This is a genomic window from Flavobacterium petrolei (assembly GCF_003314435.2).
Taxonomy (GTDB): domain Bacteria; phylum Bacteroidota; class Bacteroidia; order Flavobacteriales; family Flavobacteriaceae; genus Flavobacterium; species Flavobacterium petrolei.
This window is the reverse complement of sequence record NZ_QNVY02000001.1, coordinates 324,510-347,551: the sequence shown is the minus strand read 5'-3', so window position 1 is coordinate 347,551 and position 23,042 is coordinate 324,510. Positions and strand designations below refer to the sequence as shown.

Sequence of the window (23,042 nt, the reverse complement as noted above, 5' to 3'; positions counted from 1 at the left end):
AATTGTAAAATTATCGGGATTGATAAAAAAATACTATGTTTTTTTTAAAAATTAAAGACGCTTTTTCTGAATATTTCACATTTATTCTTACTATTTAAAATTCACTTTTCCTGGAGTTTGAAACCCTTTTTTATATAACATTATGTTTCTTACAAATAAAACAAAAATCAGCTAATGTTCTGACTGTGCATAAATTAAGGGTTTTTAGCTAAAAGTGGTTAAACTTATTAACAAAGTGGTATATAGTGGTAAATTGTGGTAATATTTTTTATATTTTTGCTCTACATCATTTAATAATTTTTTCTTGGATACAATTGTCGGAACATATGAGTGTAAAGTCGATGCTAAAGGAAGGCTGCTTATGCCAGCGCCCTTAAAAAAGCAGTTGGCCGCTTCACTTCAAAACGGATTCGTTTTGAAGCGTTCCGTTTTTCAGCCTTGTCTGGAATTATATCCGATGAAAGAATGGGATTTGATGATGCAAAAGATCAATAAACTAAATCGATTTGTAAAGAAAAACAATGACTTTATCCGTCGTTTTACGGCTGGTGTTAAAGTGGTTGAAATTGATGCTTTAGGTAGATTGTTGGTGCCGAAAGATTTAGTGGGTTTCGCTAGTATTTCAAAAGAAGTGGTTTTCTCCTCAGCGGTGAATATTGTTGAGATTTGGGACAAAGATTTATACGAAAAATCAATAAGCGGCGAAGACATGGATTTTGCAGATTTAGCCGAAGAAGTAATGGGGAATTTAAATGACGACGACAATGGAATATCATAATCCGGTTTTGCTTCACGCATCAGTAGATGGTTTAAATATTAAGCCTGACGGCATTTATGTAGATGTAACTTTTGGTGGAGGCGGTCATTCAAAAGAAATTTTGAAAAGACTTGGTCCTGATGGAAAGTTGTTTGCTTTTGATCAAGATGAAGATGCTTTAGCGAATGCTTTGCCAGACGAAAGATTTACGCTGATAAACGAGAATTTCAGATTCATAAAACGTTTTTTACGTTTTTACGGAGTGAAAAGTGTGGACGGAATTTTAGCTGATTTGGGTGTGTCTTCACATCAATTTGATGTTCCGGAAAGAGGTTTTTCTACTCGTTTTGATGCAGGTTTGGATATGCGAATGAGTCAAAAAAATGATTTGAATGCGTACCGAGTTGTTAATGAATACGATGAGGCGAATTTGAAAAGAGTGTTTTTGGATTATGGAGAATTGAAAAATGCATCGGTTTTAGCAAGAACAATTATTGAAGAGAGAGAGCTAAAGCCAATCAAGACAACAGATGAACTAAAAGAAGTTTTGGCAAGATTCCTGCCAGAAAGGATCAGAAATAAAATATTGGCACAAATCTATCAGGCCATCCGAATTGAAGTAAATCAGGAAATGGATGTTTTGAAAGAGTTCTTGGAGCAATCCTTAGAAATTTTGAATCCAGGAGGAAGATTAAGTGTTATATCCTACCATTCACTAGAAGATAGATTAGTAAAAAGGTTTGTGAAAAATGGAATGTTCGAGGGTGAGCCTGAACGTGATTTTTTTGGAAATTTTTCGGTTCCATTCAAAACCGTTGGAAAATTGATTGTTCCGGACGCTGCCGAAATAAAGGAAAATAACAGAGCCAGAAGTGCTAAATTAAGGATAGCTGAGAAACGATAAGTAGTCATAAAAATGAAAAACGGAGTTTACAGCATATTAAAAGCAAGATTTCTAATTAATGATGATGCTGTGAAAAACTGGCGTTTCATCGTTTTTATAATTCTTTTGGCTATTATAATGATTGCAAATACACAGCGATTTGAACAGAAAGTTTTCATGATTGCTGAACTAACAAATAAAGTAAAGGAGTTGCGTTCTGAGTTTGTAGACAGACGTTCTGAGTTGCAGAAATTGAAGATGGAGTCGACGGTTTCTGAGAAAATGATTGAGAAAGAAATTTTTCCGTCAACAGTTCCTCCAATTAAAATTAAAGTTAAAAAAGAAAAAGAGAAAAACTTTTTAGAAAAAATATGGCAGTAGAAGATAAATACATATCCTACAGAATTTATCTGGTAGCTTTTGTCATTTTTTTGATGGCCATAGCAATTGCTGTAAAATTGACAAATATTCAGTGGGTTGAAGGTGATTATTATAGGAAATTAGCTAAAGAGAGAACGGTTAGAAATTTTGTAATTCCTGCTAATAAAGGTAATATTTATTCTGCTGACGGAAGTCTTTTGGCTACATCAATTCCGAACTATGAAATACGTTTTGATGCTTTGGCACCAAAAGTGGAATCTTTCGAAAAAAATGTGAAGTCCCTGTCAGACTCATTAGCAACAGTTTTAGGTAAGCCTGCCAGCTTTTTTGAAAATGAACTTCGAAAAGCCAGAGCAAACAAAAATAGATATTATCTGATAGCTCGAAATTTGAGTTACACAGAGTATTTTAAAATAAAAGGATTTCCATTATTTAATCTAGGTGCTAATAAAGGTGGAATTATAATTGAACAAGAAACCATAAGAGAACATCCGATAGGCAAAATTGCGGAACGTACCGTTGGTTACGAGCGGACTTCTAATGGGGAGTCACTAGACGGAAAAGGAATTGAGTGGGCTTTCAGGAAATATCTAAATGGGAAAGACGGTAAGATTTTAAAACAGAAAATTGCAAAAGGGCAGTGGAAACCAATAAGGGATATTAATGAAGTCGATCCTCAGGATGGGTATGATGTAATATCTACAATAGATGTTTATGTTCAGGATATAGCGCATCACGCATTGCTAAAACAGTTGGAATTGTATCAGGCGGATCATGGTTGTGTGGTGGTTATGGAAACAAAAACAGGTCATGTGAAAGCAATTTCAAATTTGGGAAGAGCTAATGATGGAACCTATTATGAGACTACAAATTATGCAGTAGCCGAATCGCATGAGCCGGGTTCTACCTATAAATTAGCTGATTTAATGGCGCTTTTTGAGGATAAAAAAGCGGATACTAGCACTGTTTATGACAGTAAAGGTGGAGTAGTAGTATATTCAGGAAAAAAAGTACGCGATTCTCATCAAGGTGGTTACGGAAAAATTTCATTAGGAAGAGGTTTTGAACTTTCGTCGAACACAGTTCTGGTTCAGGCGGTTTATAATGCGTATAAAGATGAACCTTCAAGATTTGTGAATCATCTTAATAATTTTGGATTAAATAAAACTTTAGGACTTTCCATTAAAGGGGAAGGAATACCATATATCCCGCAACCAAGTGATAAAAACTGGTCGAATATCTCATTGCCTTGGATGGCTTTTGGATATGGGGTTCATATTACACCATTGCAAACATTAGCTTTTTATAACGCGGTTGCCAATGATGGTGAAATGGTAAAGCCTCAGTTTGTTTCTGAAATTAAGGAATGGAACAGAACCATCAAAAAATATGAAAAAGAAGTTTTGATTCCAAGAATTTGTTCTCCACAAACTATTTCGAAATTAAGAGCAGTTCTGGCAAATGTTGTAAAAAAAGGAACTGCTTCGAAATTATATTCTAAGGATTTTTCGATGGCAGGAAAAACAGGAACAGCGGCGGTGAATTACGGAAAAGCTGGTGGAGTTGGAAAATATTATGCCTCTTCTTTTGTGGGGTACTTCCCTGCTGATGAACCTAAATATTCCTGCATAGTTGTAGTGCATAAACCTAATACAGCAATGAATAATTACTATGGTGCGGATGTGGCAGGTCCAGTTTTTAAAAGAATTGCACAAAAGATTTTTACCGATGCGCCATCAACAAATGAGATTAAAAACTTGGACAGAAAAATTCCAAAGCAAGAAAACAATTATGATTCCTATTTTGTTAAATCGCAAAAGAAGCAACAAATAATTCCAAATTTAAAGGGAATGTCGGGAATGGATGCTGTCGCTTTATTAGGGAATTTAGGGATGAAAGTGAAGGTACAAGGGGTAGGAAAAGTTAAAAAACAGTCTCTAGCAGCAGGGCAGAATTTAGTAAAAAACACAACGATACTATTAGAATTATCATGAGTATACTAAAAGATATATTGTACAAAGTAGCTATCGAAGCCGTAAAAGGTTCGACGGATATTGCTATCAACAAAATGGATTTCGATTCTAGAAAAATCGAGACCAATGATGTTTTTGTAGCGATTCGTGGTTCCATTTCTGATGGTCATGATTTTATAGAAAAAGCCATTCTTCAAGGTGCGGTTGCAGTTATATGCGACACATTTCCAGAAAACATTGCTAAAGGAATTACCTATGTTCAGGTCAAAGATACCAATTCGGCCCTAGCATTTATGGCTGCAAATTATTTTGGTGATCCTTCTCAAAGCTTGAAATTAGTTGGAATTACAGGTACAAATGGTAAAACTACCATCGCTTCTTTATTGTATCAATTGTTTAAAAAAGCAGGATTTAAAGTTGGATTACTATCTACCGTTAAAATAATGGTTGACGAAGCAGAATATAAAGCGACTCACACAACTCCGGATTCAATTACGATAAATCATTTTCTAAAAGAGATGGTCGAAAATGAGGTCGAATATTGTTTTATGGAAGTGAGTTCGCATGGAATTCATCAAAAAAGAACGGAAGCATTGCATTTTGTTGGAGGTATTTTTACGAATTTGTCTCACGATCATTTGGATTATCATCCAAGTTTTGCAGAATACAGAGATGTAAAAAAATCATTCTTTGATAATTTACCGAAAACAGCATTCGCATTATCCAATATTGATGATAAAAATGGGCTCGTGATGTTGCAGAATACTGCGGCAAAAAAATTGAGTTATGCGTTAAAATCGTATGCCGATTACAAGGCTCAAATTTTGGAGAATCAATTGTCAGGTTTGTTGTTGAAAATAAACGGAAATGAAGTTTGGGTTAAGCTGATAGGAACATTCAATGCCTATAATTTATTGGCAATCTATGGGACAGCGGTTGAGTTAGGAATGGAAAGTCTGGAAGTACTTCGATTGTTGTCAGATTTAGAAAGTGTTTCGGGACGTTTTCAATTTATTGTTTCGGATTCAAATATTACGGCAATTGTGGATTATGCGCATACGCCGGATGCTTTAGAAAACGTATTGAAAACCATCAATGATATTCGGACCAAAAACGAACAATTAATTACGGTTGTTGGTTGCGGAGGAAATAGAGACAAGACCAAGCGTCCAATTATGGCGGGGATTGCATCGGATTTAAGTGATAAAGCAATATTCACCTCGGATAATCCTAGGAATGAAGATCCTGAGGTAATTATTACTGAAATGGAAGAAGGAATTGCCCCGCAGAATTATAAAAAAGTATTGACCATAACGGATAGAAAACAAGCGATTAAAACGGCTTGTCAATTGGCTCAGCCTAATGACATTATTTTAATTGCAGGCAAAGGACACGAAACCTATCAGGAAATAAATGGAGTTCGTCATGATTTTGACGACATGAAAATAGTTAAAGAGATATTAGCTCAATTAGGAAAATAAGAGTTAGTCGGGAGCTTGAATTATTTGTTTGAGCAAATAAAGATGTGATTAGGAATTAACGGATAAGGTATCAACGATTAACCAAATAAACAAAAATATATGCTGTATTATTTATTTGAATATTTAGACAAAACACTAGATGTCCCGGGAACAGGGGTTTTCCAGTACATTACTTTTAGATCTGCATTAGCTTTAATGCTATCGTTGCTTTTGTCAACAATTTACGGAAAAATGATAATTCGTTTTTTGCAAAGACAGCAAGTAGGAGAAACTGTTCGAGAGCTTGGACTGGCAGGTCAAAACGAAAAAGCAGGTACGCCAACGATGGGTGGATTAATCATCATTTTTGCTACGCTAGTTCCGGTAATTCTTTTTGCCAAACTGCATAATATTTACATCGTTTTGTTGATTGTAACCACACTTTGGATGGGTACAATAGGGTTTATAGATGATTATATTAAAATTTTCAAAAAAGATAAAGAAGGTTTAAAAGGAATATTCAAAGTTGTAGGGCAAGTAGGTTTGGGTTTAATTGTAGGGATTGTTCTTTATTTTCATGCTGGTGTAACGGTTCGTACTGATACTTCTAGTTCAGATATTTTTAAAGCACCAACAGAAACCGTGATTCTGCCTGCGCCAATTGAGGAGAAGTCTACAGCGACAACAATTCCTTTTTTTAAAAATAATGAATTTGATTATGCCGAATTATTGGCTTGGACCGGCGAGGGATATGAAAAATGGGCTTGGTTGATTTTTATTCCAGTGGTGATTTTTATTATTACTGCCGTTTCTAACGGAGCTAATTTAACGGATGGAATTGACGGATTGGCAGCAGGAACTTCGGCAATTTCAGTGCTTGCGCTGGGAATATTCACGTTTGTATCGGGAAATATTATTTTCTCTAATTATCTGAATATTATGTATATCCCAAACTCAGGGGAAATGACGGTATTTATTGCTGCATTTGTGGGGTCATTAATCGGATTTCTTTGGTACAACTCGTATCCGGCTTCGGTTTTTATGGGAGATACAGGAAGTTTGACGATAGGTGGAATTATAGCGGTTTTAGCAATAGCTGTCCGTAAAGAAATGCTGATTCCGTTATTATGTGGAATTTTCTTAGTCGAAAATTTCTCTGTAGTACTTCAGGTAAGTTATTTTAAATATACCAAGAAACGTTTTGGCGAAGGCCGAAGAATATTTCTTATGTCGCCTTTGCATCATCATTATCAGAAAAAGGGATATCACGAAAGTAAAATTGTTACCCGTTTTTGGATTGTTGCTATAATGCTGGCCATATTATCAATTGTTACCTTAAAATTAAGATAATATGAGGCTAGTAATCTTAGGTGGAGGCGAAAGTGGTGTTGGAACCGCTATTCTGGGTAAGAAAAAAGGATATGAAGTTTTTGTATCTGATTTTGGAAAGATAAAAGGCAATTACAAAGAGATTCTTATTATCAATGGAATAGCTTGGGAAGAGGAAAAACATACCGAAGATTTTATCTTGAATGCGGATGTGGTGATGAAAAGCCCTGGAATCCCTGATAAATCGCCAATAGTAAAGAAGCTTTTGGAAAAAGGAATTGCTGTTATTTCAGAAATCGAGTTTGCGGCCCCATTTACAGATGCTACGATTATTGGGATTACCGGAAGTAATGGAAAGACAACCACTACCATGCTTGCGCATCATTTGCTGAAATCAGCGGGGTTAAATGTTGGATTGGGAGGAAATATCGGGAAGAGTTTTGCCTGGCAAATTGCGGATAATAAATACGATTCCTATGTGCTGGAGTTGAGTAGTTTTCAACTCGATGGGATTGTAGATTTTAAACCGCATATTGCTATTATTACGAATATCAGTCCAGATCATTTAGATCGTTACGATTACAAGTATGAAAATTATATTGATGCAAAGTTCAGAATAACGATGAATCAAACGGAGGACGATTACCTCATATACGATGCAGATGATGAAGCTATTAATGAATGGTTCAAAACGCACACAACAAAAGCAAAATTAATTCCTTTTTCATTGACTAAAATTTTCAGCGAAGGGGCTTATATAAAAAACAACAAAATGGAAATAAAGATCAATCGAGAAGAATTTACAATGGACACAGAACACATTGCTTTAGAAGGAAAACATAATATGAAAAACGCAATGGCAGCAACCTCTGTGGCAAAATTAATGCAAATAAGAAAGGCGACAATTCGTGAGAGTCTTTCTAATTTTCAGGGAGTAGAACACCGTCTTGAGAAAGTTTTGAAAATCCAGAACGTTCAATATATTAATGATTCAAAAGCAACGAATGTTAATGCTACTTTTTTTGCTTTAGACAGCATGAATACACCTACTGTTTGGATTGTTGGTGGTGTTGATAAAGGAAATGATTATAACGAATTGATGTCATTAGTTCGTGAAAAGGTAAAAGCTATTATTTGCCTAGGAGTAGATAACAAGAAAATTATCGATGTTTTTGGCAATGTTGTCGATATGATGATCGAAGTTTCTAATATGGATGATGCAGTGAGAATGGCACAACGATTATCAGAAAAAGGGGACACGGTTTTATTATCGCCTGCTTGTGCTAGTTTCGATTTATTCGAGAATTATGAAGACAGAGGAAATCAGTTCAAACAAGCCGTTAAAAATTTATAAAAAAGTTTAAGTTTTAAAGTGTAAGGTTGAGCAACTTTAAACTTTAAACGAAACTTTAAACCCAAACTTAAAATGAAACAACTAATAAACAATTTAAAAGGAGATAAAGGGATTTGGTCATTTGTGGCCTTATTGGCCTTGTTTTCGTTTATGCCTGTTTTTAGTGCTAGTAGTAATTTGGCCTACATTGGTCAGGGAAACGGAAATACTTTAGGTTACTTAGTGAAGCATATCATGCATATTGGTATTGGTTTTGCCATTATTTTCATGGTGCATAAAGTGCCTTATCACTATTTTAAAGCTGTTTCTAAAGGGGCGTTGTATATTGTTTGGGTTTTATTGGCGTACACATTAATAAAAGGAACAGTAATTGCAGGTGCCAATGCCAGTCGATGGATACAAGTGCCGTTCATAGGAGTTACGTTTCAAACATCAACATTGGCCTCAATGGTTTTGTTTATTTTTGTTGCGCGGTATTTATCTAAGGCAAGAGAAGTGCCTATTGATTTTAAGTCTTCAGTACTGGAGCTTTGGATTCCTGTTTTTGTTACATTGTTATTTATTTTACCAGCTAACTTCTCGACAACTGCATTAATTTTTTCGATGGTTTTAATGTTGGTTTTTATAGGTAAATATCCACTGCGCTACATCGGAATTGTTGTGGGCTCAGGGATCGTATTTCTTGCTTTTTTTATACTTATTGCAAAAGCATTTCCAGATGCATTCCCAAACCGGGTTGATACGTGGATCAATCGTATTGATAATTTTACAAGTGACAAACCGGGCGAGGATGACTATCAAATAGAAAAAGCTAAAATAGCAATTGCTTCGGGAAAAATATACGGCTTAGGTCCAGGGAAAAGTATTCAAAAGAACTTTTTGCCGCAATCTTCTTCCGATTTTATTTTTGCCATAATTGTTGAAGAATACGGACTAATAGGAGGTTTGGGAGTGTTGGCATTGTATTTATTATTGTTATTTCGTTTTATTATCGCTTCGCACAAAGCCAATTCGCTATTTGGGAAATTAGTAGTGGTCGGTTTGGGTTTTCCAATGATATTTCAGGCAATGGTAAATATGGCCGTTGCGGTTGAATTATTGCCCGTTACCGGACAAACACTGCCGCTAATAAGTAGTGGGGGAAGTTCTATCTGGATGACTTGTTTTGCACTTGGAATTATTATAAGTGTAACTAAAAAGGAAGAAGAAATTGCACAGGAAATGAAAGATGCTGCCAAAAGAGAGGAAGCACTCCAAAATTTGATTGATAGAGAATTAGAGGGAGATGCTGCAGTAGCAGAAGGATATTCGATTGAAGATAAAGCAAAGAACCCGATGCATGCAGTTTTAAATAAGTAAGTCGTTTTAGAAAATTAGAAATCAGGAATAATGAAACAGTATAAATTCATATTAAGTGGTGGTGGAACAGGTGGACATATTTATCCTGCAATTGCTATTGCAAATGAATTAAAATCTCGTTTTCCAGATGCTGAATTTCTTTTTGTAGGTGCCAAGGATAAAATGGAAATGCAAAAAGTGCCACAGGCAGGTTACAAAATAATAGGTTTATGGATTGCAGGATTACAAAGAAGATTAACATTTGATAATACTCTTTTTCCAATAAAACTGATTAGCAGTTTATTGAAGTCGAGAACTATAATAAGGAATTTTAAACCGGATGTTGTCGTAGGAACTGGAGGTTTTGCAAGCGGTCCATTATTGCAAATAGCAGCAATTGCAGGAATTCCAACGGTGATTCAGGAGCAAAATTCATATCCTGGAATTACGAATAAATTGTTAGGCAAAAATGCAGATAAGATTTGTGTTGCTTACGAGAATTTAGAGCGCTTTTTTCCAAAAAACAAAATGATTTTGACAGGGAATCCAGTGCGACAGGATTTGATAGATATCGACAGTAAGAGAGAAGAAGCATTACAGTATTTTAATTTAGATCCTAATAAACAAACACTTTTGGTATTGGGTGGCAGTCTGGGAGCAAGAAGAGTGAATCAGTTAATAGCTAAAGAAATCTTAACGTTCGCTGCTCATAATATACAAGTGATTTGGCAATGTGGGAAGTTATATTTTGATGAATATAAGCGTGTTGAAGAGAATGAAAATATTCAGATTCATTCCTTTATTGACCGAATGGATTTAGTTTACGCCGCTGCGGATATTGTGATTTCGCGTGCAGGAGCTTCCTCAGTTTCGGAATTATGTATCGTAGGCAAGCCCGTGATTTTCATTCCTTCTCCTAATGTAGCGGAGGATCATCAAACTAAAAATGCTCAAGCGATAGTGGATAAGAAAGGAGCTTTGTTATTAAAAGAATCTGAACTCAATTCCCAATTCAGCGTTGTATTTGAATCCCTGGTGAAAGATCCAGAAAAGCAAAAGCAGCTGAGTAAAAACATTAAACAATTGGCTCTTCCAGAAGCTACAAAACAAATTGTAGATGAAATTGTGAAGTTAATCAGATAGAAAGAATTAAGATAATAGACAAAAACGAAAACGAAAATGAAACTGAATCAAATACATAACGTCTATTTTATAGGAATCGGAGGAATCGGGATGAGCAATCTAGCCCGCTATTTCAAGAACTTGGGAAAGCAAGTTTCCGGTTATGATAAAACTCCTTCTACGCTGACGAATGAATTAATAGAAAGTGGCATTTCAATTCATTTTGAAGATAATATTGATTTGATTCCAAAGGATTTTTATATAGAAAACACTTTGGTAATTATTACTCCGGCAGTTCCAGTTTCGCATTCAGAATGGAATTATTTTTTAGAAAGAGACTTTCAAATAAAAAAGAGAGCCGAAGTTTTAGGATTAATCACAAAAGATACCTTTTGCTTTGCTGTAGCCGGTACGCATGGTAAAACGACTACCTCAGGTATATTAGGACATATTTTGCACGAAAGTGGAGCAGATGTCACTGCATTTATAGGTGGAATAGTAGAAAATTATAATTCAAATTTAATAGGAAGCGGAAAGACGATTACCGTTGTTGAAGCCGATGAATTTGACCGTTCATTTCTGCACTTGCATCCCAATATTGCATGTATTACATCTATGGACGCAGATCACTTGGATATTTATGGAACTAGTGAGGCTATCGAAGAATCTTTTATAGAATTTGCTTCGAAAATTAAAGACAAGAGCAAGCTTTTTATTACTAAAGAATTGCCAATAGAAGGAGTTGTTTGTGCGGTCAATGAAGATGCTGGTTATAAAGCGTTTAATGTTAGAATAGGAGATGGAAGTTACATTTTTGATGTGCAAACACCTACCGAGATAATCAGAGATTTGCATTTTGGATTACCGGGACGACATAATTTAATGAATGCATTGATGGCTATTGCAATGGCAAATTTATTTGGTACCCCAACCGATGCCATTGCAAGAGCTTTAGCATCATTCAAAGGAATAAAAAGAAGGTTTTCGTATCAAATAAAAACAGAAGCTAAGGTTTATATAGATGATTATGCGCATCATCCTACCGAAATAAATGCAGTGCATCAAGCCGTTAGAGAATTGTATCCAAACCAAAAGATTTTAGCTGCTTTCCAACCGCACTTGTTTAGCAGAACAAGAGATTTTGCTGATGATTTTGCCAAAAGTTTATCCGCTTTTGATGAGATTATTTTATTAGATATTTATCCGGCTCGTGAACAACCGATTGAGGGTGTAAATTCACAGTGGCTGATGGATAAAATGACAAATAATAATAAGAAAATTGTGATTAAAAATAATTTGGTAGCAGCAATTTTAGAGAGTAACGCAACTGTAATTGTGACAATTGGTGCAGGAGACATTGGAGAATTAGTGCCATCTATAAAAAAAGCGATAAATGAAACTCTTTAATTGGACAAATATTCGATTATTACTGATGTTTGGATTGGTTATTTTTCTTTTTTCTTTCACGTCTAAACGAAATGAAAATAGAAAACTGACTAATTTAGTCGTTGTTTTTGTAGGAGATGACGCTCCTTTTGTTAAGCAAGAAACGGTTAATAAATTGTTAATAGAAAAAAATAGAGAGGCATCGAGCATTCAAAAAGTTAATTTAGATTTGAATAAGCTGGAGACAAATCTAAATTCACAAGAAATGATTGAAAAATCAGATGTTTTTGTGAGCATTGATGGTGTGTTAAAAGCAGTGGTAAAACAAAAAACTCCTATTGCTAGAGTTTTTGACGAAGGAAGTTCTTTTTACATTGATTACGAAGGGAATAGAATGCCGTTGTCAACAAATTTTACAGCTCGAGTTCCACTTGTTTCAGGGGGAATAAATAAACATAATAACGAAAAACTAGCCGACTTATTCCGCATAATTTATGACGATGCATTTTTGAAAAAAAACATCATTGGAATTGAAATTATGCCTAACGGAAGCTTAAAAATGCACAACAGAAATTTTGATTATCAAATAGATTTTGGTATTCTGATAAATGTAGAGCGCAAATTTAAAAATTATAAAGCTTTTTTTCAAAAAGCAGTTTTAGATAGTTCGTTGTATAAATATAAAAAAATTGACCTCCGATTTACGGATCAAGTAGTTTGCACTAAATAATAGATAATGGAAAACGAGAATATTGCAGTAGGTCTAGATATTGGGACAACTAAAATAGTTGCCATGATAGGCAAGAAGAATGAATATGGCAAACTAGAAATTTTAGGTGTTGGAAAGTCTAAAAGTTTAGGAGTGGCAAGAGGCGTTGTAAACAACATCACTCAAACCATACAATCAATACAACAAGCGATACAAGAAGCCGAAATTAATTCAGGCTATAAAATAAAAGATGTAGTAGTTGGAATTGCAGGACAGCATATTCGAAGTATTCAACATACAGATTACATCAGCAGACATAATCCTGAAGAGGTTATCGGTGGGAGCGATATTCAGCTTTTGATTGATCAAGTCAATAAATTGGCAATGTTACCAGGTGAAGAAATAATTCATGTTTTGCCTCAAGAATTCAAAATTGACGGGCAATCTGAGATTAAAGAACCTATAGGAATGTACGGCGGAAGATTGGAGTCTAGTTTTCACGTTGTAGTGGGGCAGGCTTCTTCAATTCGTAACGTTGGAAGATGTATTCAAAGTTCCGGAATTGAATTGTCAGGTTTGACATTAGAACCGCTGGCTTCTGCAGATGCAGTTTTAAGTCAGGAAGAAAAGGAAGCGGGAGTTGCACTTATCGATATCGGTGGTGGAACAACTGATTTGGCAATTTTTAAAGATGGCATCATTCGTCATACTGCTGTAATTCCTTTTGGAGGAAATGTGATTACAGATGATATAAAAGAAGGATGCTCTATAATAGAAAAGCAAGCCGAGTTATTGAAAGTTAAATTTGGATCTGCTTGGCCAGGAGAAAATAAAGACAATGAAATTGTTTCTATTCCGGGATTGAGAGGTAGAGAGCCAAAAGAGATTTCGTTAAAAAATCTTTCTAAAATAATTCATGCTCGTGTTGTGGAGATTGTAGATCAGGTTTTTACAGAAGTAAAAGCGTACGGTCATGAAGATCCTAGAAAAAAACTAATTGCAGGAATTGTACTTACTGGTGGTGGTGCTCAATTGAAACACATCAAACAGTTAGTTGAATATATTACGGGAATGGATACTAGAATTGGATATCCAAACGAACATTTAGCTGGAAACTCAGATGAGGAGATCTCAAGTCCCTTGTATGCAACTGCAGTTGGATTAGTGATGAAAAGCATTGAAAATAAAACACAAAGCGCTGTGCGAATTGATGCTATAGAACAATCAAAGGCACCTGTTTACAGACCGGCAGTTGTTCAAACACCTGTTTATGAGGCTCCTGAAAAGGTAGAAGAGGCCGAAGATCATAATGCGAATGAGAAGCAGAATTCTACCGTAAACAGAATACAAAGAAATTTCTTTGATCGTTATGTAGATAAGATTAAAGACTTTTTAGATAACGCAGAATAAGGGTGGGGCCCAAAAAAATATAAGAATTAATAATATAACAATTTCAAAAACCAAATAAAATGATGAGCGACTCAGAATTTGGAAGTATTTCATTTGATTTACCAAAGAATCAATCAAATGTGATAAAAGTTATAGGTGTAGGTGGAGGCGGAAGTAACGCCATAAATCACATGTTCAAGCAAGGGATCAAAGGTGTAGATTTTATCGTATGTAATACGGATTCTCAAGCTTTACAGAGTAGTTCTGTGCCTAATAAAATCCAGTTGGGAGTGCATTTGACAGAAGGACTTGGTGCTGGAGCAAATCCTGATGTGGGACAACAATCCGCTATCGAGAGTATTTCCGAGATTGAAAAAATGTTGGATCGCAATACTAAAATGGTCTTCATCACTGCCGGAATGGGTGGTGGTACAGGAACGGGAGCTGCGCCAGTTATCGCGCAATTGGCTAAAGAAAGAGATATTCTTACTGTAGGGATTGTGACATTGCCTTTCTTGTTTGAAGGGAAAGTGCGTCAGGAACAAGCGTTAATCGGTATTGAAAAATTACGCAAACAGGTCGACTCATTAATTGTTATCAACAATAATAAATTAAGAGAAGTTTACGGTAATCTTGGTTTCAAAGCTGGGTTTTCAAAAGCGGATGAAGTTTTAGCAACTGCCTCAAGAGGAATTGCTGAAGTAATAACGCATCATTACACTCAAAATATCGATTTAAGAGATGCTAAGACAGTTTTGTATAACAGCGGAACTGCTATTATGGGATCTTCTATTTCTTCTGGTGAAAACAGAGCTAAGGAAGCAATTATTGCTGCTTTAGATTCTCCTTTGTTGAATGACAACAAAATTACAGGTGCCAAAAACGTATTGTTGCTTATCGTTTCTGGAACTAATGAAATTACAATTGATGAAATAGGAGAAATTAATGATCATATTCAAATCGAAGCGGGTCACAATGCTAATATTATCATGGGAGTTGGTGAAGACGAATCACTTGGAGATTCAATCGCTGTAACCATAATCGCTACTGGTTTTGATATTGAACAACAAAATGGAATCGTAAACACGGAACCTAAAAAAATAATTCACACACTAGAGGACGAACAAAGAAGTGTACATAATTTAAGTAATAAAACTGTTGCTGGATTTGATTTGAACACGGAGTCATCACCAGTTACAAACGCTAACGAAAGAATTGTTTTTGATTTAGTCGAAGATACAGTTGTTGCGCCTGAGCCAGTGGTTACATCTCCAACAATCAATAAAGAAGAGTTGATGGTTATGTCTGAATTTATTAAAAATTTAGATGTGACTTTCGAAATTGTTTCTCCAATTACAGATATTGATTTCACAATTTCCTCTCCTGTTGCTGAAGTAAAAGCTGTGCAGCCAAAAGCAATCGAAAGACAAGAACAAACTACTTTCTCTTTTGATTTACCACTTTTTAAAGCGGAGCCAGTAGCTCAAGTTGAAGAAAGTAAAGTGATGTATGAGCTAACGAATGAAACTCGTGACATTAAAGTAAATGAAGCAGTTCAGTTTGTACCAGTAACGGAATTAACGGATAATGGAATTATCAAATATTCTCTAGAAGAATATATGGAAGCGGAGCCTGATTTTATGCCTAAGCCAGTTGCAAAAACTCCAGAAGTTGTTGTCCCGGAGGAGTTAAATATCACCATGAGACAAGTACAAAGAACTGTGATTAATCCGGTTGATTTTGAAGATATTGCTGCTACCGAAATGACTATTGAAGAATCATTGCGAATGAGAGCAGACGAAAGAAGAAAAAAATTGAAGGAATTCAATTATAAGTTCCATAACAATGTTTCTAAAATTGATGAGTATGAAAAAGAACCAGCTTACAAAAGATTGGGAATAGACATATCAAACAATCAAGCGAACAATACAAACTCGAGAATATCTGTAGGAACAGACAGTAATAATGATTTACAGTTGCGTTCAAATAATTCCTATTTGCACGATAACGTAGATTAATAAAAACAAAACAAAAAGGAGTAGCCCGAAAATTATATTTAATTTTCGGGCTACTTTTTGCCATTATAAGGAGTTTCAATACTTATCTCTTACACGAGACAATCTGTTGTTGTAAATCCGAGTAAAATTCTTTAGATTTGTCGGGCCTTAGAAGAGCTTTTGTTTTAAGTTCCGCCTTAATAATTGGGAGCTTTTTACTGTAATCAGAGCGAAAAATCATTTTTAAAAGTAGTAATTCAATAAATCGGTTGATCAAATAATGGATTAACGCAATTAACAATATAGAATATGAGTTTATCAGTACTAATCATGGACGAAATCAAAACCGCCATGAGAGCCAAAGATACCGTTGCATTAGAAGCTTTAAGAGCTATTAAATCTGAAATTCTTTTAGCTCAGACAGCATCAGGATCAAAAGAAGAAATAACACAAGATGACGAGGTTAAATTGCTACAAAGATTAGTAAAAACTCGTAAAGAAAGTGCTAGGATTTTCACGGAGCAAAACCGTTTGGATTTAGCGGAACCAGAATTAGCTCAAATTGCTGTAATCGAAAAATTCTTACCGGCACAATTAAGCGAAGCAGAAGTTGAAGCAGTGATAGCAAAAATAATTGCAGAAACTGGAGCGTCAGGAATTGCGTCAATGGGAAAAGTAATGGGATTGGCTGCAGCTCAATTAGGTGGAACAGCCGAAGGAAAAACAATTTCTACAATTGTAAAAAAATTATTGACATAAATCTTTGGATTCAAGGTTAACGATTTTAGTTCATAAATCTAAAATCGTTAATCAGCAATCTTAAATCAAATGGCTGCGTAGTTCAACTGGATAGAATATCAGATTTCGACTCTGAGGGTTGCAGGTTCGAACCCTGTCGCGGCCACAAACACATAAAATGCTTCAAAAAATCAAGTTGGCTTGAATTCTTTTGAGGCATTTTTTCTTTTAAAGCAGTTATAATACATGTCACTACAGCTTTTTATTACAGCATTTTTTGGAATGGTTTTTCTTCTGCTTTTAGTTTTTAGAGTGGTTGAGCCAACTTATGTATTGTTATTTAATAAGCCACTTTATATTCATTGGTATCCTTTTTCAAAGAAATTAAAATTAAGTCAACGGCAAATTTTAATAAATGATTTTCCATATTACAATCAGCTTTCTGTCAAAAAGAAAAAGTATTTTGAACATCGCATTATTGCGTTTATCGCGAAATATCAGTTCATTGGTAAAGACATTAAAATTACGGAGCAAATGCAAATATTGATTGCTGGAACCTATGTAATGTTGACCTTCGGGATGAGAAATTATCTTGTAAATTTGTTCGACAAAATAATTATTTATCCTTCCAATTATTTTTCTACCGTAAATCAAGCGCATCACAAAGGAGAATTTAATCCCAGAATGAAAGCTGTTGTGTTTTCGTGGGAAGATTTCATTATTGGTCATTCAGCTTTAAATGATAATATAAATTTGGGTTTACATGAGTTTTCGCATGTATTGCATTTTCATTGTTTAAAAAGTAATGATCCAAGCGCCATTGTATTTTTTGATGCTTTTAATGACGTTGTAAAATATTACATCGATCCAGTTTTAAATGACGAACTGACTCAAAGGGATTATTTTAGATTATATGCCTATGAAAATCAATTTGAATTTTTATCGGTTATCTTGGAGCATTTCTTTGAAACTCCGCGTGTTTTTAAAAGCTACCATCCTGAATTATATGCACATGTTGCTGCAATGATTAACTTTGATGAACCTTTCTAAAATAAAAAATGGCGCTAAATGCGCCACTTTTTTAGAAGTTTGTAAGCTTCTTTAAATCTTGTATCGTTTGGGTTGGATTTTCCGCTTTGAAAACAAAACTTCCCGCTACCAGAACATCGGCTCCGGCTTCCACTAATTGTTTTGCATTTTTATTGGTTACGCCACCATCAACTTCAATGATTGTAGTTGCTCCTTTTTTAAGGATTAAAGCTTTTAGCTTTTCAATTTTTGCATAGGTGTTTTCTATAAAAGATTGTCCTCCAAAACCAGGATTCACACTCATGATACAAACTAAATCAATGTCATTGATTACATCTTCCAGTAAATCAATATTAGTGTGTGGGTTAATGGCAACTCCAGCTTTCATTCCCTCAGCTTTAATTGCCTGTAGCGTTCTGTGGAGGTGTGTGCAAGCTTCATAGTGTACGCTTAAAATATTTGCGCCTAATTCAGCAAAAGTTTTAATATAACGGTCTGGATCGATAATCATCAAGTGAACGTCAATTGTTTTTTTGGCATGGCGGTTAATGGCTTCCAAAACTGGCATTCCATAAGAAATGTTTGGAACAAAAACGCCATCCATGATGTCAATGTGAAACCAATCGGCTTCGCTGTTGTTGATCATTTCGATGTCGCGTTGCAGATTACCAAAATCGGCTGCAAGCACTGATGGTGCAATAAGTGTATTCTTCATTGGGTAGTTGTTATGTATAGATGCACCGCAGTGCATCTATACAGTTTGTGTTGTTTGTGCAAAAGTAGTTTTTTTGCAGCAATTGGAGAAAGTTTTTTTAGTGAAGGGTCATCTTGCAAATTGTCTGTACGTCGCGTAAGGGATCGAGGCGGTATCCTCGCAATGTAACGGAGAGATAAAGCCGAAAGCCTGACCCGAAGTTTTTACGGAGGGTTACGCCATATTAGTGAAAAGTGAAAAGTGAAAAGTGAAAAGTGAAAAGTGAAAAGTGAGAAGAATTCAGATTTAAAAAATAAAACTCCGGAAACCCGAGAGCGAAGCTCGAAGTGACTGGAGTTTTGCTGAAAAAAACAAAACTCCGGTAATCAGCCGGAGTTTCAATCATCAATCAAAAAACGAACAGTTAATCAGACCGTCGTTACTTTTTAGTCGAAAGCCGAAAGTCAAAAATCATACTGTTGTTGGACGATATGATTTTTGACTTTGTAGCATTTGACTGTATTATCCTAAATAGGTTTTTAATATTTTACTTCTTGAAGTGTGTTTTAATCTGCGGATTGCTTTTTCCTTGATTTGACGTACACGCTCACGAGTTAAGTCGAAAGTTTCCCCGATTTCCTCTAATGTCATTGGGTGTTGATCGCCAAGACCAAAGTACAAACGAACTACATCAGCTTCTCTTGGAGTCAATGTTTCTAAGGAACGCTCGATTTCGGTACGCAATGATTCGTGGATTAATTCTCTGTCTGGATTTGGTGACTCACCAGAACGCAATACATCGTAAAGGTTAGAATCTTCTCCTTCTACAAGAGGTGCATCCATTGATAAGTGACGACCAGAGTTTTTCATACTCTCTTTTACGTCATTTACGGTCATATCAAGTTCTTTTGCAATTTCCTCAGCAGATGGTGGACGCTCGTTAGATTGCTCTAATAAAGCGTACATTTTGTTGATTTTATTGATAGAACCAATTTTGTTCAAAGGCAAACGAACGATACGAGATTGTTCTGCCAATGCTTGTAAAATAGATTGACGAATCCACCAAACTGCATACGAGATGAATTTGAAACCACGTGTTTCATCAAAACGTTGTGCTGCTTTTATCAATCCTAAATTTCCTTCGTTAATCAAATCGGGAAGCGTTAACCCTTGATTTTGGTATTGTTTTGCCACCGAAACCACGAAACGTAAATTGGCTTTTGTCAATTTCTCTAATGCTTTCTGGTCACCGGCTTTAATCTTCTGTGCTAATTCTACCTCTTCGTCAGCGGTAATAAGGTCAACTTTACCAATTTCTTGTAAATACTTGTCTAATGAAGCAGTTTCACGATTGGTTACCTGCTTGGTGATTTTTAGTTGTCTCATGTTTTTTTGTCTCCTAAATTTTAAGTGTACAACTGATTATACGTATGGAGTTTCAGAAAAGTTACAAAACATCTCATTTTTTTATTATTTTAAGTTTAGCCGAAAGTTGGCAGGCTTTACGCACTTACTTTGTATTCATAAAAAGTGCTTGAACAAGGGTAGTTAGAGCTAATGCAAAATACATGTTGGCTTAAATTATTCATTGACCTCAAATGTTTCAATCAAAGAAACAGGAGTTCCGTTTTTAGCGAACCCTTCAAGTTTTATTTCAAATGTACCTGAAACATCAGAAGTGTAGAAAGTATTAATATTTCTTAAGTCAACTTCGGGATTCCATATTAATTGATTTCTAAAATCAGGAATTCTTTTGTTTATGTTTAAATCGGAATAATTAACTTCGTAATATGTTTTTTTAGGTTGTGGCCTTTGTATGGTACTTTTTATTATTGAACTTCCGCTTTGTGAGCTTTTGAAAGCATTATTGAATGTAGTGAAGCTTATAAGACCATTAAAAAATTTTGAGCCTAAAAAATACCTACCAGTAATTATTTCAATTTTAAATACATTTTTCATATTGTACTCAAATAATTCATTCTGATTTTCTAAATACAATCCATCAATCAACACTAATGGTAGGTCTGGTTGCTGAGGAAAAACATTAGGATCATTTACATGAAGGAATGATTTGTTGTCTATTTGTTTGTAATATACTTCGGTTGTTACTTCTTTAATTGTTTCTTTTAAAGTATTGAACCTTGTATAATCATCCAGTATATACTTTTTGGCTAATGGATGAAAAAATGTAGGATTTTCTTTCGGAATAATTATTTTGTCAGTTTTGCTAGCGTAATATGCATTTTCAATTTGACTATTAATTGATCTATTAATTAAAATTTCTTTAAAGTTTGGAGGTAGTTTATAGTTTTCTGTAATCAATAGTTTTGTGTAATCTATGATGGCTTCTTCATCTAATTTAATGTAATAATTGTTAACATCTTCATCCATTAGTTGGATTGTTATTTCAGAGTTAGAATCTACTTGGTTAATGTTAATTTGAAAGCTTCCAGTATTGTCAGTTCTAATAATTTTAAAGATGAAATTTTTACCTGGTAAAGAAAAAGCTATTGTTTTATTTTCAACTTTATCAGTATTGTTTTTAGCTATTAATTTTCCAGATAATTTTTCTCCTCGAAGCTCTGGAAGATAAATTTTAGTTTTCGAATTTTGTAAATCGACGAAATTGTTCTCTTGTTTGAAACTGAAGTCAACAGCTGAAATTTGATTTTCAAATGGTAAATCCTCTATTTTTCTAACTGACAAAGAAAAACTCCCTTCTGTTATGGTATTGTCGTCTGACTTAAAATTTAACGAGACAATTTCACGATTTTTGAATTTATTCTTATTAAGTATTAGTTTAATATTATTAGGTGGAATTATATTTGAATTTGTACTTTTTATATTTTTTATGAATTTATCTGGATCAGTATTTATAATAACATTTGAGTTTTGTTTTTCGTCACTTATATAGGGGTTTATGATTGTTATGTTTGTTTCGAAAAATGATGAATCCAGTTTGTTTAACATCCATTGTGTATAAGCAATAAGCTTATATTTTCCAGTTTTTACAGTTGTAGGAATGAAGTATTCAGCTTGACCAGTGCTACTTTCCAAATTTATTTTATTTTTGAAGACTATTTTTTTTGCTTCATCAATAAGTTCCACATAAGCAATTTTACTTATGGTACTTGGTGTTTTGTCTGTAGATTTTAGACAATGTATTTTGTATAATAATGTTTCTCCTGAGACAAAAGTTGTAGCATTTGCATGGAGAAATATTGTTTCATCTATAAAGACAATTTGTTGAGCCTTGGTTATTGTTGCATTTATTAATACGAACAAAATGACAATGTGTTTTAATCGATCCAAAATGAAGGTATTAAGTTTGATGAAAAAGAAGTGCAATCGCCGCATTCTATGGGTACAACTGAATAAAAGGAGTTTGATAAATTTGAAGAATAAGCTATCGTATTTCCTTTTATCTTAGAGATTAATAAGGGGCCTTCACATACTGGAACTGAGTAACCAAAACAGAATTTATATTCTTGCTCATCGCAATTTGTGAAATAAGGAGGTTTAGGCTCATTAGGAAATAAGTCTTCATGATTGAAAAAAATTCTTTTTGAAGAAAAAGAAGATACCTCAAAAAAACCAATCACTTTTTCATTTGTATTTGAAATACATTTAATGTTTCCATTCAAGAATCCAGGTTGTTTAGGTGAAAAAATACTAGAAGAAGTCGATAAGTCTTTTAATGTTCTTCTAAAAGAATATGACTCTAAACTTAATACATATTGTTTGACAATTATGCTATATCGATGGCTAATTATATAATCATTATCACTAATGAAGCGAATATCAAGATTAACTTTGTCTTCTTGTAAGTTTGTCGTTGATGCTAAAATTATATCATTGGATTTTTGTGTTTTGTAACATATTCTTGTTTCAAGGGAGTTGGGTATGAGTGCCACTTCCTGCTGTCCTGTTACAACAAGCTTCTGTTGACGCCAAACTGGAGCAACTATTTTGTATGTTTCTTCATATTCATATCGGTAATATTTTGAAGAGTTAGTAGAGTCATAATTGTTAACGGTAATTTGAATACCTCTTTCATTATCTTTGGTTGTAACTAATTTTGGGATAATATCTAAAATTTTGTTTTCTGTTGTTAGTTTTTGACTTGATGATTTAAAAACTTTACCTTCATTTGTTTCTATCTTTAAAGTATACTCTCTATTTGATTCAGCTTTAAAAGGGTTTTTAGAGATGTAAATATCATCCTTTTCTTCAAAAGGGAATGTGTTGCCTAAGTCGTCTTCTATGATTACAATAGCACCGCTTTCTTTTTCTATTCCTTCATCTTCAAATTGAGAGGTTTTAGATATTTTTATTTCTTGTCTGATAAATTCATTTGTAATAGTTGCTTCTACTACAAGTGCCTCTTGATAGGTGTCAGTTTGTAAATTATATGCTTCGCTACAACTATTTAAAATATTAAGAATTAATAAAGCAATAATAATTTTACCCAAAGAGAATTTTTGTATTTTTTTTTTATTCATT

The 23,042-nt window shown here is 34.4% G+C and carries 19 protein-coding genes and 1 tRNA gene; 16 read left to right on the top strand and 4 right to left on the bottom strand.

From position 1 onward, the window contains the following. Positions 1 to 304: 304 nt before the first annotated feature. From mraZ to DR871_RS01450, 16 genes are all read left to right on the top strand, one after another. The gene (gene mraZ / locus DR871_RS01525) at positions 305 to 778 is read left to right on the top strand and encodes a division/cell wall cluster transcriptional repressor MraZ (protein WP_113665162.1); all 474 of its coding nucleotides are present in this window, start codon (positions 305 to 307) and stop codon (positions 776 to 778) included. Next, a complete protein-coding gene (rsmH, locus tag DR871_RS01520; RefSeq protein ID WP_207209791.1) occupies positions 753 to 1,661 on the top strand; it encodes a 16S rRNA (cytosine(1402)-N(4))-methyltransferase RsmH in 909 nt (302 codons plus the stop codon). The genes mraZ and rsmH overlap by 26 nt, the downstream gene beginning before the upstream one ends. Positions 1,662 to 1,673: 12 nt before the next feature. Then, positions 1,674 to 2,021: an FtsL-like putative cell division protein gene (locus tag DR871_RS01515; protein ID WP_113665164.1), complete on the top strand. Its 348-nt coding sequence runs from the start codon at positions 1,674 to 1,676 to the stop codon at positions 2,019 to 2,021. Next, positions 2,012 to 4,015, top strand: a complete 2,004-nt coding sequence (locus DR871_RS01510; protein ID WP_113665165.1) for a penicillin-binding protein — start codon at positions 2,012 to 2,014, stop codon at positions 4,013 to 4,015. The genes DR871_RS01515 and DR871_RS01510 overlap by 10 nt, the downstream gene beginning before the upstream one ends. Beyond that, entirely contained in the window at positions 4,012 to 5,475 is a 1,464-nt protein-coding gene (locus DR871_RS01505) for a UDP-N-acetylmuramoyl-L-alanyl-D-glutamate--2,6-diaminopimelate ligase (RefSeq protein WP_113665166.1), read from the top strand. Before DR871_RS01510 ends, DR871_RS01505 begins: the two co-directional genes overlap by 4 nt. 99 nt (positions 5,476 to 5,574) lie before the next feature. Beyond that, positions 5,575 to 6,804 (top strand): phospho-N-acetylmuramoyl-pentapeptide-transferase, encoded by a 1,230-nt coding sequence (gene mraY, locus DR871_RS01500; RefSeq protein WP_113665167.1) that lies wholly within the window; start codon positions 5,575 to 5,577, stop codon positions 6,802 to 6,804. Position 6,805: 1 nt separating this feature from the next. Beyond that, positions 6,806 to 8,137 (top strand): UDP-N-acetylmuramoyl-L-alanine--D-glutamate ligase, encoded by a 1,332-nt coding sequence (gene murD / locus DR871_RS01495; protein ID WP_113665168.1) that lies wholly within the window; start codon positions 6,806 to 6,808, stop codon positions 8,135 to 8,137. Between the two features lie 72 nt (positions 8,138 to 8,209). Then, complete coding sequence (locus DR871_RS01490) at positions 8,210 to 9,496, top strand: FtsW/RodA/SpoVE family cell cycle protein (RefSeq protein ID WP_113665169.1); 1,287 nt, start codon at positions 8,210 to 8,212, stop codon at positions 9,494 to 9,496. A 30-nt stretch (positions 9,497 to 9,526) separates the two neighbouring features. After that, positions 9,527 to 10,618, top strand: coding sequence for an undecaprenyldiphospho-muramoylpentapeptide beta-N-acetylglucosaminyltransferase (gene murG / locus DR871_RS01485; RefSeq protein WP_113665170.1), 1,092 nt, complete (start codon positions 9,527 to 9,529; stop codon positions 10,616 to 10,618). A gap of 36 nt (positions 10,619 to 10,654) precedes the next feature. Beyond that, positions 10,655 to 12,004, top strand: a complete 1,350-nt coding sequence (murC, locus tag DR871_RS01480; RefSeq protein WP_113665171.1) for a UDP-N-acetylmuramate--L-alanine ligase — start codon at positions 10,655 to 10,657, stop codon at positions 12,002 to 12,004. After that, a complete protein-coding gene (locus tag DR871_RS01475; protein WP_113665172.1) occupies positions 11,991 to 12,713 on the top strand; it encodes a cell division protein FtsQ/DivIB in 723 nt (240 codons plus the stop codon). Before murC ends, DR871_RS01475 begins: the two co-directional genes overlap by 14 nt. Positions 12,714 to 12,719: 6 nt before the next feature. Continuing rightward, positions 12,720 to 14,102, top strand: coding sequence for a cell division protein FtsA (gene ftsA, locus DR871_RS01470; RefSeq protein WP_113665173.1), 1,383 nt, complete (start codon positions 12,720 to 12,722; stop codon positions 14,100 to 14,102). Between the two features lie 59 nt (positions 14,103 to 14,161). Next, positions 14,162 to 16,099, top strand: a complete 1,938-nt coding sequence (gene ftsZ, locus DR871_RS01465) for a cell division protein FtsZ (protein WP_113665174.1) — start codon at positions 14,162 to 14,164, stop codon at positions 16,097 to 16,099. Positions 16,100 to 16,387: 288 nt separating this feature from the next. Further along, entirely contained in the window at positions 16,388 to 16,837 is a 450-nt protein-coding gene (locus DR871_RS01460; protein ID WP_113665175.1) for a GatB/YqeY domain-containing protein, read from the top strand. Between the two features lie 71 nt (positions 16,838 to 16,908). Continuing rightward, positions 16,909 to 16,982, top strand: a tRNA-Arg gene (locus DR871_RS01455). Positions 16,983 to 17,062: 80 nt separating this feature from the next. Continuing rightward, complete coding sequence (locus tag DR871_RS01450) at positions 17,063 to 17,866, top strand: zinc-dependent peptidase (protein ID WP_113665176.1); 804 nt, start codon at positions 17,063 to 17,065, stop codon at positions 17,864 to 17,866. Between the two features lie 31 nt (positions 17,867 to 17,897). Here the strand turns inward: DR871_RS01450 and rpe are convergent, their stop codons facing one another. The 4 genes from rpe to DR871_RS01430 all read right to left on the bottom strand — a co-directional run bounded on the left by rpe (position 17,898) and on the right by DR871_RS01430 (position 23,041). Next, positions 17,898 to 18,560 (bottom strand): ribulose-phosphate 3-epimerase, encoded by a 663-nt coding sequence (gene rpe / locus DR871_RS01445; protein WP_113665485.1) that lies wholly within the window; start codon positions 18,558 to 18,560, stop codon positions 17,898 to 17,900. 501 nt (positions 18,561 to 19,061) lie between these two features. Continuing rightward, positions 19,062 to 19,925 carry a sigma-70 family RNA polymerase sigma factor gene (locus tag DR871_RS01440; RefSeq protein WP_007137700.1) on the bottom strand — a complete coding sequence of 288 codons (864 nt, stop codon included), beginning with the start codon at positions 19,923 to 19,925 and terminating at the stop codon, positions 19,062 to 19,064. A gap of 195 nt (positions 19,926 to 20,120) precedes the next feature. Then, the gene (locus DR871_RS01435) at positions 20,121 to 21,824 is read right to left on the bottom strand and encodes a hypothetical protein (protein WP_242497059.1); all 1,704 of its coding nucleotides are present in this window, start codon (positions 21,822 to 21,824) and stop codon (positions 20,121 to 20,123) included. A 14-nt stretch (positions 21,825 to 21,838) separates the two neighbouring features. Beyond that, on the bottom strand, positions 21,839 to 23,041 hold the full coding sequence (locus DR871_RS01430; protein WP_113665178.1) for a DUF4249 domain-containing protein: 1,203 nt from the start codon (positions 23,039 to 23,041) through the stop codon (positions 21,839 to 21,841). Position 23,042 lies beyond the last annotated feature (1 nt).

What these genes read in the sequence shown, in the direction of transcription:
- rsmH (WP_207209791.1), top strand. Translation starts at nt 753, where the DNA reads ATGACGACGACAATGGAATATCATAATCCGGTTTTGCTTCACGCATCA.
- DR871_RS01515 (WP_113665164.1), top strand. Translation starts at nt 1,674, where the DNA reads ATGAAAAACGGAGTTTACAGCATATTAAAAGCAAGATTTCTAATTAAT.
- DR871_RS01510 (WP_113665165.1), top strand. Translation starts at nt 2,012, where the DNA reads ATGGCAGTAGAAGATAAATACATATCCTACAGAATTTATCTGGTAGCT.
- DR871_RS01505 (WP_113665166.1), top strand. Translation starts at nt 4,012, where the DNA reads ATGAGTATACTAAAAGATATATTGTACAAAGTAGCTATCGAAGCCGTA.
- mraY (WP_113665167.1), top strand. Translation starts at nt 5,575, where the DNA reads ATGCTGTATTATTTATTTGAATATTTAGACAAAACACTAGATGTCCCG.
- murD (WP_113665168.1), top strand. Translation starts at nt 6,806, where the DNA reads ATGAGGCTAGTAATCTTAGGTGGAGGCGAAAGTGGTGTTGGAACCGCT.
- DR871_RS01490 (WP_113665169.1), top strand. Translation starts at nt 8,210, where the DNA reads ATGAAACAACTAATAAACAATTTAAAAGGAGATAAAGGGATTTGGTCA.
- murG (WP_113665170.1), top strand. Translation starts at nt 9,527, where the DNA reads ATGAAACAGTATAAATTCATATTAAGTGGTGGTGGAACAGGTGGACAT.
- murC (WP_113665171.1), top strand. Translation starts at nt 10,655, where the DNA reads ATGAAACTGAATCAAATACATAACGTCTATTTTATAGGAATCGGAGGA.
- DR871_RS01475 (WP_113665172.1), top strand. Translation starts at nt 11,991, where the DNA reads ATGAAACTCTTTAATTGGACAAATATTCGATTATTACTGATGTTTGGA.
- ftsA (WP_113665173.1), top strand. Translation starts at nt 12,720, where the DNA reads ATGGAAAACGAGAATATTGCAGTAGGTCTAGATATTGGGACAACTAAA.
- ftsZ (WP_113665174.1), top strand. Translation starts at nt 14,162, where the DNA reads ATGATGAGCGACTCAGAATTTGGAAGTATTTCATTTGATTTACCAAAG.
- DR871_RS01460 (WP_113665175.1), top strand. Translation starts at nt 16,388, where the DNA reads ATGAGTTTATCAGTACTAATCATGGACGAAATCAAAACCGCCATGAGA.
- DR871_RS01450 (WP_113665176.1), top strand. Translation starts at nt 17,063, where the DNA reads ATGTCACTACAGCTTTTTATTACAGCATTTTTTGGAATGGTTTTTCTT.
- rpe (WP_113665485.1), bottom strand. Translation starts at nt 18,560, where the DNA reads ATGAAGAATACACTTATTGCACCATCAGTGCTTGCAGCCGATTTTGGT.
- DR871_RS01440 (WP_007137700.1), bottom strand. Translation starts at nt 19,925, where the DNA reads ATGAGACAACTAAAAATCACCAAGCAGGTAACCAATCGTGAAACTGCT.
- DR871_RS01430 (WP_113665178.1), bottom strand. Translation starts at nt 23,041, where the DNA reads ATGAATAAAAAAAAAATACAAAAATTCTCTTTGGGTAAAATTATTATT.